The organism is Metabacillus litoralis (assembly GCF_020524045.1).
Lineage (GTDB): Bacteria > Bacillota > Bacilli > Bacillales > Bacillaceae > Metabacillus > Metabacillus litoralis_C.
On sequence record NZ_JAIVKL010000005.1, the window covers coordinates 21,688 to 34,301 of the forward strand.

The following is a 12,614-nucleotide window of genomic DNA, read 5'->3' on the forward strand; positions in this document are numbered from 1 at the left end:
ATGATTAGTACAAAAATCCCGAAAATGATTTATGGTGGAGATTATAACCCGGAACAATATGACCGTGAAACGATGAATGAAGATATAAGAATGTTTAAAAGCGCAAAAATTGATTTTGTTCGAGTGAATATTTTTGCATGGGCAAAATCTCAGAAGGATGAAGTTTCTTATGATTTTCAATGGCTAGATGAAGTAATTGATACGTTATATGAAAATGAAATCAAAGTTGGAATTGGAACAGGTACAGCCGCTCATCCAGCATGGCTTGCAAAGAAGTATCCTGATGTTCTTCGAACTGAATTTGACGGAAAGAAACGGAAATTTGGAGGGAGGCATAATTCATGTCCAAATAGTCTCACCTATCAAAAATATGCTTCTTTATTTGTGAAGAAACTTGTTGAACGCTATCAAAAGCATCCGGCTGTACTACTTTGGAATATTTCCAATGAATGGGGTGGGGCTTGCTATTGTGAAAATTGTGAGAAAGCCTTCCGTGTTTGGCTTAAAGAAAAATACCGTACATTAGATCATGTGAATAAAGCTTGGAACACAACGTTTTGGGGACACACGTTTTATGATTGGGACGAGATTGTCACACCAAATCTTCTTAGTGAGCATTTTGGAGAAAGACACACAATGTTCCAAGGCATTTCATTAGATTATGCACGTTTTAATTCTGATAGTATGTTAGAATGCCATAAAATGGAGTATGATATTATTAAGAAATCTATACCAGATACCATTGTAACAACAAATATAATGGGTGCTTATAAACCACTAGACTATCAAAAGTGGGCCCCATATATGGATGTTATCGCATGGGATAATTATCCTTCTATTGACACACCTACTAGCTATACAGCGATGATGCATGACTTGATGCGAGGTTTGAAAAATGGAGAACCATTTATGTTAATGGAGCAAACACCAAGTCAGCAAAATTGGCAGCCATATAATGCCTTAAAACGTCCAGGTGTCATGCGTTTGTGGAGCTATCAAGCAGTTGCCCATGGCTCTGATACCGTATTGTTTTTTCAAATGAGGCGATCAAGTGGAGCGTGTGAAAAATTCCATGGGGCAGTTATTGACCATGTTGGCCATGAACATACACGAGTTTTCAAAGAAGTAGCGGAGCTTGGAAAAGAACTTGACCAATTATCTAATACTCTATTAAATTCAAGAGTACAATCAAGAGTTGCGATTGTATTTGATTGGGATAATTGGTGGGCAGTTGAATACTCATCAGGTCCATCTATATCTTTGAAATATGTAGATGAAGTTCATAAATACTATAAGGCTTTGTTTGATCGAAATATTCAGGTAGATATGATCGGTGTTCAAGAGGATCTAAGTCAATATGAAGTTGTGATCGCCCCTGTTTTATACATGGTTAAGCCGGGATATGCAAAGAAGATTGAAGATTTTGTAGAAAAAGGTGGGACATTTTTAACCACCTTCCTTAGCGGGATTGTGGATGAAAATGATCTGGTCACTTTAGGTGGTTATCCTGGTGAATTGCGTCATGTACTTGGAATATGGTCAGAGGAAATCGATGCACTTGCTCCAGAGCATACAAATAAAATTGTCATGGAAAAAGAATATGGGCTCTTAAAGGATGTGTATTCTTGCTCTTTATTATTCGATCTTATTCACTCGGAGGGTGCAGAGGTCATTGCTACCTATGGAGAGGATTTTTATCAGGGCCGTCCAGTTGTAACGAAGAATAAATTTGGTAAAGGGCAAGCATGGTATGTTGCATCAAGTCCTGATGATGCTTTTTTACAAGGACTAATAAACGAAATGATTAAGGAAAAAGGAATAAGAAATGATTTCTCAGGGAATGAGCCTGGTGTTGAAATAACAAAACGTATTAAAGGCGATAAAACCTACGTATTTGTTTTAAACCATAATAGTGATACTGTTCATATTGAGCTTCCTTCTGTAACTGGTTTAAATTTGTTAACAGGAGAAGAGGTCTTTCAATCAATTGAATTAGCTTCCTATGATGTAGCAATTATCGAGCAGAGTAAATGACTATGAAGAGGCTATTTTTTTCAAGCCTCTTTATCTCCTAAACTTTTTATCGTTATTCCTAAATATTAAATCAAAAATAAAAATTAAAGCGTTTACATTGCGGATCTTGGCGGTGGTATTTTATGAATCGTTTAAAAAATTATTTTAATAATATGAAGCTTCATTCAAAGCTAGTATTTTCCTTTGTCATAGCCGTTATTATTCCGCTGCTTATCGTTGGAACCTTTTTAACCCATGAATTAAGATCAAATGCCCTCATTGATGCAAAAGAACAAGTATCTTCTGATTTAGAAAGAGTAAAAAAGCGTACTGCCGAGACGTTAGAAAAGGCGATCTATGTATCAAATAATTTAACATTAGATACTGAACTTAAAGAAATCCTTAATACGGAATATAAAACGATTCAAGAAGTTGTTTCTACATACAATAGCTATCATAAATTTGAAGAGTATCTTGAGACATTTAGTGAAATTTCAAATATACGTGTTTACACAAAGAATGAAACAATGTTAAATAATTGGAGATTTATTCCTGAGACATTTATAGAAGATAAATTTTGGTATCATTCAGCCAAAGATACGAATGGATTGATCGGCTGGTATTATATACAAGATGAAACTAAATATAATGAAAAATACTTAAGTTTAGTTAGAAATATAAATTATACCGATTATAAACTCAATGCTCTTTTAGTGATTAATGTGAACAATAATCACCTATACGATATGCTCAGTCAAGAACGAACACCGGTTATGATTATCGATGATAATAACTATATTGCTGTTTCAAACCGTAGTGAATTTATTGGCAAAAAGTTAAATGAAGTTGTAAATATTGATCTCCCTCCTAATGAATGGTCAGGTTCTATTACTGGGATGGTTGATGGAGAGGAATCTGAAGTTCTTGTTGATATTTTATTACCTGAAATTAGTTCAAATAAACTTAGATTTGTCTCTGTTATACCTCAGAAAGTCATTATGGAGGATGCGAATAAATTTCTCGGTCTTGGATTGATTGTTATTGTCATTAGTTTAGTTATTGCCATACTATTAATCTCTTTTTTCTCAAAACTTCTATCAAAAAGAATTCTTAAATTAGGGGAACAGATTGATATTGTATCTGAAGGAAATTTAAACGTCTATATACAAGTTGATGGGGAAGATGAGATCGGACTATTATCTTATCAATTAAATTATATGGTTAAAAATATTAAAGAATTAATCGACGAAGTAGATAAGGCTCATAGAAGAAATAATATCCTGGAAAAGCGTCAACAGGAAATTAAGTTAAAAATGATGGCGAGTCAAATTAACCCACATTTTCTTTTTAATGCGTTAGAATCGATCAGAATGAAAGCCCATATGAAGGGTGAAAGAGAAATCGCAGGTGTGGTGAAGTTGCTAGGTAAATTAATGAGAAAAAGCATATCTGTTACAGGTGAAATGGTCACGCTACAAAGTGAAATTGAATTGGTTACATGTTATTTAGAAATTCAAAAATTCCGTTATGGTGATCGTTTATCTTACTCATTAACTATTGATCCTTTGTCTGAGGGGATTTATATTCATCCTCTTATCATTCAACCTCTTGTAGAAAATAGTGTTCTTCATGGTCTCGAAGATAAATCACTCGAGGGACGAGTAGAAATTATCACAAAGGTGATAGATGATGAATTACATGTATGCGTGTCTGATAATGGAAATGGCATTGCTGAGGAAAAGTTACAATCAATAAATAATGCATTAGAAAATATAGAAGATAATAGAGCAAATAGAATTGGGTTAGTTAATGTTCATCAAAGACTTATACTTACGTTTGGAAAGAGAAGTGGCTTAACAATAAAAAGCCAACCTAATATTGGGACAGAGGTTGCATTTGTCATACCAGTAAGGGGGAGTGAACATGTATAACGTGTTAATTATTGATGATGAACCGATGATTCGAGAAGGTTTAAGAACATTAATTCCTTGGGAAGACTTAGGTTACCAGGTAATAGATACAGCAAAAGATGGTCAAGAGGGTTTGGAAAAATATAAGAAATATGAAATTCATTTAATACTTGCTGATATACGAATGCCGAGAATGGATGGTATAACACTTATTGAAACTATCAGAAAAGATGATGATTCTGTACAATTCCTTGTGTTAAGTGGGTATGCCGATTTTTCCTATGCACAAAAAGCAATCAGGCAAAATGTGACTGGTTATTTATTAAAACCAGTAGAAGAAGATGAATTGATTCGATATGTAAAAGGAATCAAGAAAAATCTAGATCAACAACAATCTTTTACCGAACAACAAGATAAAAGCTTGCAAGAAGGTAGACATGCCTTTTTTAAGGAAATGATTGAAACCTGTGAAAATGCCGCAGTTCATCATTTAAATGAAGAGATAATAAAATTAGATTTACAAGCAAATAACTATCAGTTAGTACTGATGAAATTTTTAGATCATACAAATATAGATCTTGAAGAGATTAGACTACTCTTAACGCAAGAGATTGAAGAAACATGGGGGTATTTGTTCAGTAGAGACCAATATCTTTGTATTGTATTAAAGGACATAAGACCTAACCTTGTTCATTATAACGAGTTGTATGAGTTAGTAAAAAGTCGGATAAAAAATATTAAAATCGTGATGTCTGTAAGTAACGTTTTTACAGTAATTAGTGAGATAGGCGAGGAATTTAGGAAAACAAAAAAGATACTTGATGATCAATTTTATTATAAAGATTCTAAATTTCTTAGATCAGATTCAGAGCGATTTCTTAACCCTAACAATCTACCAAACCATGAAATACAGTCACATGAGTTTCCAATCCATTCCTTTACTGAAAGGATATATTTCGCTCTTGAGGCATTGAATGATCAGGCACTTAAAAATGTTCTAATGGAAGCTACTCAAACAATGATTGATCGAAACTATTCAGAGGAGCAAATAAAAACAAGTTTTATTCGCTTACTATCAATGGTACTTAATAAATGCTTAGTGAATAAACAAGAGCTAAGTGAGACGGTTTCAGATATAACAGCAGATCTTCATAAAATAAATGACAAGACTTCTATAAGTGTACTGTTCGATTATATTTATGACTTATTTTTAAAAGTAATATCAAGTCAAAACATTGGTGACCAAGAAGGTCAATTAGTAAAACTTGTGGATTTCATCCATCGCAACTATCATGAAACATTAAAGTTAGAGACTTTAGCAAAGATATTTGATTATAATAGTGCATATTTAGGGAAAATTTTCAAAAATCATACTGGCGAATATTTTAACACGTATCTAGATAAGGTCCGAATGGAAAATGCAAAAAAATTATTAACTGAAGGCATGAAGGTTTATCAAGTAGCAGACAAGGTTGGCTATTCTAATGTCGATTATTTTCATAATAAATTCAAAAAATATGTTGGTATGTCTCCTAGTAAATTCAGAAGAAAAACACCTTAACGTACACGACTTTTTCGTTGTACGTTTTTTTATGCATGATGATTAAAGTTGTTTTCTAAACTTTATTGCTTTTAGTCATATGAACTTTATAAAGTATAGTGACATCTTTTCTACTTAGAATAGTAACTGATAGAAACATTGTTACTAACAGGAATTTAGGTTAATTAGTAACAATCTTTTTAGAAAATAGTATTGAATTAAAGATACATTATATGAAAAATTTATATGATTTTTGTGTTAATTTATGAGGTATTTTATCTATTATGTATGCGCTATCATTAGCTTATAAGTAAGAAGGGGGGATCATCATGAAAACAGTTACTAGCAGTAAAAAAGAAGCTGTAATTATTCAAACTCAGAAAAAAAGCTTTTGGAAAACTTTCGTTCAGCAAAAATATTTATATATGATGGCTGTTCCTTTTGTCATCTTAGTCATTGTTTTTAATTATCTTCCATTATGGGGATGGACAATGGCTTTTCAAAATTATAAGCCGGGTCTATCTCTTTTTCAGCAAGAATGGGTTGGATTTGAGCATTTTATTGAATTATTTTCAGATGATCGGTTTTATCGAGCACTTAGAAATACATTAGCGATGAGTCTTCTTGGATTAACCATCGGCTTTGTGATGCCAATCATTTTTGCTGTCCTCTTAAATGAAGTTCGAGTAAATTTGTTCAAACGAACAGTTCAGACAATAACATATCTACCCCATTTTGTGTCTTGGGTTGTTGTTGCTGGTATCGTGACAAAAATGCTCTCAACAGACGGTGGAGTAATTAATGATTTGTTAGTAGGAATAGGTGTAGTAGACAAGCCCTTTCAATTTATGGCAGAAGGATCATATTTCTGGGGAATTGTTGTAGCATCTGACATTTGGAAAGAAATGGGGTGGAACGCGATCATTTTCCTCGCTGCTATGTCAGGGATTGATTCTCAGCTCTACGAAGCAGCAAAGGTAGACGGTGCTGGCCGGATAAGACAGATATGGCATATCACATTACCTGGAATACGACCAACCATTCTCGTTCTATTAATCTTAAACATTGGGCACTTAACAAGCATTGGTTTTGAGAAACAATTGCTACTCGGAAATAACTTAGTTGTTGATTATGCAGAGGTACTAGATTTATATGCTTTGAATTACGGAATAGGATTAGGTCGTTTCTCATACGGTACCGCGATTGGTATATTTAATTCTGTAGTAAGTATTATTCTACTTTTTGTGGCAAATGGAATTTTTAAGAAATATTCCAACTCCAGCGTAATGTAAGGAGGACTAATAAAAATGCGAAGAAAAAAGTCACTAATTAAAACAACTGGTACAGATCGCCTGTTTGATGGGTTTATCTATATTTATTTAATCCTTATCTCGATCGTTACACTGTATCCCTTTTTGAATGTACTGGCCATTTCATTCAATGAATCTATTGATACAGTAAGAGGTGGTATTCATATTTGGCCAAGGTCATTTACATTAGACAATTATGTGGAAATATTCAAATACGATAACTTGATCACAGGTTTTATAAACTCAACTACCCGTACCATTATTGGAACAGTCCTAGGTGTTATTTCGTCAGCAATGGTAGCATACACGCTTAGTAGAGCTGATTTTCAAGGTCGGAAATTATTCTCAACGATCATTGTACTAACAATGTATTTCTCTGGCGGATTAATTCCTGGATACATGTTAATAAGAGATTTGGGGTTAATTAATAGCTATATGGTTTACATTCTCCCAGGCCTTGTAAATGCGTTCAATATTATTATTGTACGTTCGTTTATTGATGGAATTCCATACGCACTCCAAGAGTCAGCGAAAATTGATGGAGCAAATGACTTTATGATTTTTTGGAAAATTATCATGCCTTTATGTAAACCAGTTCTAGCGACTATTGCTCTTTTTGTTGCTGTAATGCATTGGAATTCTTGGTTTGATACCTATTTATATAACAGCATGAATGAAAATTTAACAACATTACAATATGAGTTAATGAAAATTTTGCAAAATACATCAGTGGGTAGTACAGATCCAAATGCGATGAAGGGAATGACAGCAGACCAATTAAAAACCTTTGTTTCTCCTGAATCAATTAAAATGGCGATATCTGTTGTAACGATCGTTCCAATTTTAATCGTTTATCCATTTGTTCAAAAATATTTTGTTCAAGGAATGACACTTGGAGCTGTTAAAAGTTAATTAGTTGATGTCACATTTTTAAAACTTGTAGGAGGTGATCCAACTAACTAGGTGAGAGATTAGTAGATTTGACTTCTGCTCTATGTAAACAATTTCAAACTAGGGGGATTAAAACATGAAAAAGAATGTTAGCAAAATGATTTTGTTCATGGCAATAAGCTTTGTTCTTATCATCTCAGGGTGTAGTAATAAATCAGGTAGTGAAGCTGAAAAGAATAAAGATGGACTGACAGAGCTTACTCTATTTAGTGCAGATCCACATACACAATGGGATAATATGGAAAGTCCTGTAAGTAAAGTTGTAAAAGAAAAAACAGGCGTTACGTTAAATCCTGAGTTTGATGTAAACGGTGGAACTCAAAAAATTGCTTTAATGATTGCGAGTGGAGAATATCCTGATCTTGTAGCACCAAAAGGTGAAGCGGGAAAATTAGTTGATGCTGGTGCACTTATTGATCTTACAGATCTAATTGAAGAACATGCTCCTAACTTGAAAAAAATTTATGGCGACTACATGAACCGTTTGAAATGGGGCAACGAAGATGAGTCAATTTACATTTTACCTACATCTGCTGTAGATACAGAATATTTTAAGCCTAGTCATGGTGTGGGATTACAGCATGCAGTTGTAAAAGAACTTGGATATCCTGAAATTAATACGTTAAAGGATTTTGAAAGCGCTATTAGAGAATATAAAGAGAAGGTTCCAGAAGTAAATGGGCAATCCACAATCGGTTTATCACTATTAGCAGATGACTGGCGCATTATGATTTCGACGACAAATCCAGCTTTCTGGTCAACTGGAGTATCTGATGATGGAGAATACTATATTGACCCAGAATCGTATGAAGCAATTTTCCATTACAAGCGACCAGAGGAGAAAGAGTACTTCCGTTGGTTAAATCATATGAATGATGAAGGATTACTTGATCCAGAAAGCTTTGTTCAAAAATATGATCAATATTTAGCTAAATTATCTTCAGGACGTGTTTTAGGGATTATTGATGATGATTGGGAATTCGATGAAGCACAACGTGCATTACGTGAACAAGGTCAACAAGAGAGAATGTATGGATTATATCCTGCAACATTGGAAAAAGATATGAAGCATGCGAACTTCCAAAGTACTGGTTATTTAGCTGGTTGGGGTGTTGGTATTACCACTGATTGTGAAGATCCAGTAGCAGCAATTAAATTCTTAGATTATCTAGCTTCTGATGAAGGTCAAATTCTTCAAAACTGGGGAATTGAAGGAGAGCACTACACAATTGAAGATGGTAAACGTGTGATCTCTGATGAAGAAATGAATAAAAGAAACAACAATGCTAACTATGTGAAAGAAACTGGTATTGGTGTACTAAAAGGTTTTGCGCCTGCCTATGGAGATGGGGTCGTTGATTCTAATGGTCAAACATATACAATAGCTTCTCCACAACAAATTAAAGATGCTTATACAGATGTAGAAAAAGAGGTTTTATCAAACTATGGTGTTGAGATGTGGAAGGAATTATATCCACAGGAAGATGAGTTCCCTGTAAAACCTTGGGGTGTATCCTTTAATATTCAAGTTCCAGGTGATTCAGAATTAGTGCTTATTGAACAAAAGGTACTAGATATCGTGAAGAAACGTATACCTGAAGCAATTCTTGCAAAACCTTCTGACTTTGATAAGCTTTATGATAATTTCTTGAAGGAAATTGATGAAGCTGGTGCAAAAGATGCAGAAAAAATGAGAACTGATTTAATTAAAGAAAGAGTAGAACTTTGGAATAACTAGTAGTATACACGAAGTTGTTTTCAAGACAATTATAAAAGAGAGACTGGGACATAAATAAAGACATCATACAAAAAGGTGAATAAATCTAAATCAGTTAAGTTGAAAGAAACAAGTTCGTTTCATTGCGCTGCAGACACTCGCTTTCCACGGGGAGGAAGCTAAGCCTCCTCAGCTACGCCTGCTGAGGTCTCAGCCTTTCCTCTATTCCCGTAGGTGCCCTAGTGTCTTCCGCTCCATTCCACTGGATCTAAAAAATAGTATACAAAATCCAAAAATTTATTGAAAACTGCAAATAAAAACCCGAACTATTAGGTGAGTGATTAATTGAAATATCACCTTATAATTCGGGTTTATCATTAGCTTAAATACGTAATGCCCAGACTCTTTTTAAAGATAGTAAACATGTCAAAGTGCTTTAATTAATTTTTAAAAATCAAAGTTTGTCAATTTAATAAACATTCTTTTGGTTGATAGATGTAATGATATGAAGGAGTGTAACGATGAAATTTACAGATGGATATTGGCTTATACGAGAGGGATTAGAATTGATTTCTGGAGTACAATTCTTTAAAGCAACTTCAACAGAAAACACACTAAAAGTATTAGTGGCACCGAAGGATATTTCAAACAGAGGATATCAACTCGATACACCGTTATTAACAGTTGAGTTTTCATCTCCAATGGAAGATGCGATTCGGGTAAAGATCATTCATCATAAGGGAACAAAAAAGCGTGGTCCAGAATTTCAGCTTTATGACCACGAGCAAGCACCTGTTTCAATACAGGAAACGGAAGAAACGATTACATTTATCAGCGGAAAAACAAGTGCAGTTATTAACAAAAAGGGACCATGGGGAGTCCAATACCTTTATGATGGTAAAAAAATAACTGGCAGTGGTCAAAAGTCAATGTCTCATATTACTGAAACAGCAACGAAGACTACCTATGTTCGCGAAGAACTAAATTTAGGAGTTGGTGAAAATATCTATGGTCTTGGGGAAAGGTTTACTTCGTTTGTAAAGAACGGACAAGAAATCGAGATCTGGAATCAAGATGGAGGTACGGCATCACAACAATCTTATAAAAATATCCCTTTCTATGTATCAAATAAAGGGTACGGGATCTTTATCAATCAACCGGAAAATGTATCTCTTGAAGTTGCTTCTGAAAAAGTATCCAAGGTTCAATTCAGTGTGAAAGGTGAATCGTTGGATTACATGATTTTTGGTGGAGAAACATTAAAAGAGGTTATCTCAAACTACACAACTTTAACGGGTAAACCTGCTATGCCTCCTGCATGGTCGTTTGGTTTATGGTTATCAACTTCTTTTACAACAAACTATGATGAAGAAACAGTGAATCGTTTCGTAGAGGGAATGCGTGAAAGAGATATTCCATTATCTGTTTTCCATTATGATTGTTTCTGGATGGAAGCGTTAAATTGGACCGATTTCGAATGGGATAGAAACATGTTCCCAGATCCTGATGGAATGCTAAAACGCATGAAAGAGAAGGGCTTGAAAATTTGTGTTTGGATCAATCCTTATATTGCACAAGAGTCAAAGCTTTTTGACGAGGCCGTTCAAAATGGCTACTTAATTAAACGACCTAATGGAGATGTTTGGCAATGGGATAAATGGCAGCCTGGAATGGGAATCGTTGATTTTACAAACCCTTCAGCATGTGAATGGTATGCTAATCATCTTAGAAGATTAGTAGATATGGGGGTTGATTCTTTTAAAACCGATTTCGGGGAAAGAATTCCAACAGATGTCGTTTACTTTGACGGCTCTGATCCTGACAAAATGCATAATTATTATACATTCTTATATAACAAGGTTGTATTTGAAGTACTAAAAGATCAGCTTGGCGAAGGAGAGGTTACTTTATTTGCGCGTTCAGCAACCACTGGCGGTCAACAATTCCCAGTACACTGGGGAGGTGATTGTGATGCTACATACGAATCTATGGCAGAAAGTATCAGAGGGGGATTATCACTTGGTTTGACTGGATTTGGATTCTGGAGTCATGACATAGGTGGATTTGAAAGTACAGCTCCTACTGATTTGTTTAAACGTTGGGTAGCATTTGGACTTCTCTCAAGCCATAGCCGTTTACATGGAAGTAAATCATACCGTGTGCCATGGGCATACGATGAAGAAGCTGTTGAAGTAACGAGATTTTTCACAAAATTAAAATCAAAATTAATGCCATATATTTTTAATTCAGCAAATGATTCAGCCAAACTAGGGATTCCAATGATGAGAGCAATGCTTCTCGAGTTTCAAGACGATCCAGCTGTCGAAACATTGGAAAGACAATATATGTTTGGTGATTCATTACTTGTCGCACCGATATTGAACGAAGAAGGAGATGTATCATTTTATCTTCCAAAAGGAAAATGGACACATCTATTTACGAATGAAGTGATTGATGGAGGAGCATGGAGAAATGAAAATCATGGATATTTAAGTCTTCCACTATATGCTCGCCCTAATTCTCTCATTGCACTTGGTTCAAATGAAAATGATGCTGCTTATGATTATGCAAACGATGTAGAACTGCACCTCTTCCAGCTTGGAGATGGTCATGAAGCAACAACGACTATTCGTAACACTAAATCAGACATTGAACTATCGATTACAGCAACTCGTACTGAAAATGAGCTAACAATCAATGTCTCTGAAACAGTCGGAAAACCATGGTCACTTTTATTACGTGGAATCACAGAAATAACTAGAGCTAGTCATGTTAAGATTGAATCAACTAATCAAGGAATTAAACTGATTCCAGAACAAGGTGTTAAGAGCTTTACAGTTATTCTTTAATTTAATGTTATTAAGACGAGGCTGTGACATAATTATTTAAGAGAATGCTAAACCCAAACTATAAGGTGATATTTCAATTAATCATTCGCCTTATAGTTCGGGTTTTATTTGCCGTTTTCAATGTTTTTTTTGATTTTCCATATTATTTTTAAGAACTAGTGAAATGGAGCGAAGACACTAGGGCCACCTAAGGGAATAGAGGAAAGGCTAAGACTCTGAAATGATCAAAATAACTTAAATCTAGTATGATAGTTGGTAATCGTTCCAATTCAACACAGTATTTGTTTTAAGCAATAGAAATAGCCAAAGAGTTTAAAGCTATTT

The 12,614-nt window shown here is 34.5% G+C and carries 7 protein-coding genes; all 7 read left to right on the plus strand.

Going from position 1 to position 12,614, the window contains the following annotated elements; all coding sequences use genetic code 11:
• The 7 genes from LC076_RS08740 (at window position 1) to yicI (ending at window position 12,290) form a co-directional block, all read left to right on the plus strand.
• Window positions 1-2,034, plus strand: coding sequence for a beta-galactosidase (locus tag LC076_RS08740; RefSeq protein WP_226667761.1), 2,034 nt, complete (start codon window positions 1-3; stop codon window positions 2,032-2,034).
• A 122-nt stretch (window positions 2,035-2,156) separates the two neighbouring features.
• Window positions 2,157-3,944 (plus strand): sensor histidine kinase, encoded by a 1,788-nt coding sequence (locus LC076_RS08745; RefSeq protein WP_226667763.1) that lies wholly within the window; start codon window positions 2,157-2,159, stop codon window positions 3,942-3,944.
• Window positions 3,937-5,484: a response regulator transcription factor gene (locus LC076_RS08750; RefSeq protein WP_226667765.1), complete on the plus strand. Its 1,548-nt coding sequence runs from the start codon at window positions 3,937-3,939 to the stop codon at window positions 5,482-5,484. Before LC076_RS08745 ends, LC076_RS08750 begins: the two co-directional genes overlap by 8 nt.
• A gap of 308 nt (window positions 5,485-5,792) precedes the next feature.
• Entirely contained in the window at window positions 5,793-6,755 is a 963-nt protein-coding gene (locus tag LC076_RS08755; RefSeq protein ID WP_226667767.1) for an ABC transporter permease, read from the plus strand.
• 15 nt (window positions 6,756-6,770) lie between these two features.
• Window positions 6,771-7,685: a carbohydrate ABC transporter permease gene (locus LC076_RS08760; protein WP_226667769.1), complete on the plus strand. Its 915-nt coding sequence runs from the start codon at window positions 6,771-6,773 to the stop codon at window positions 7,683-7,685.
• 115 nt (window positions 7,686-7,800) lie between these two features.
• On the plus strand, window positions 7,801-9,462 hold the full coding sequence (locus LC076_RS08765) for an ABC transporter substrate-binding protein (RefSeq protein ID WP_226667770.1): 1,662 nt from the start codon (window positions 7,801-7,803) through the stop codon (window positions 9,460-9,462).
• A 500-nt stretch (window positions 9,463-9,962) separates the two neighbouring features.
• Complete coding sequence (gene yicI, locus LC076_RS08770; protein WP_226667773.1) at window positions 9,963-12,290, plus strand: alpha-xylosidase; 2,328 nt, start codon at window positions 9,963-9,965, stop codon at window positions 12,288-12,290.
• The last annotated feature ends 324 nt before the right edge of the window (window positions 12,291-12,614 follow it).

Bases quoted from the DNA above. Each gene is read 5' to 3' on its own strand.
- LC076_RS08740 (WP_226667761.1), top strand. From the start codon at position 1: ATGATTAGTACAAAAATCCCGAAAATGATTTATGGTGGAGATTATAAC.
- LC076_RS08745 (WP_226667763.1), top strand. From the start codon at position 2,157: ATGAATCGTTTAAAAAATTATTTTAATAATATGAAGCTTCATTCAAAG.
- LC076_RS08750 (WP_226667765.1), top strand. From the start codon at position 3,937: ATGTATAACGTGTTAATTATTGATGATGAACCGATGATTCGAGAAGGT.
- LC076_RS08755 (WP_226667767.1), top strand. From the start codon at position 5,793: ATGAAAACAGTTACTAGCAGTAAAAAAGAAGCTGTAATTATTCAAACT.
- LC076_RS08760 (WP_226667769.1), top strand. From the start codon at position 6,771: ATGCGAAGAAAAAAGTCACTAATTAAAACAACTGGTACAGATCGCCTG.
- LC076_RS08765 (WP_226667770.1), top strand. From the start codon at position 7,801: ATGAAAAAGAATGTTAGCAAAATGATTTTGTTCATGGCAATAAGCTTT.
- yicI (WP_226667773.1), top strand. From the start codon at position 9,963: ATGAAATTTACAGATGGATATTGGCTTATACGAGAGGGATTAGAATTG.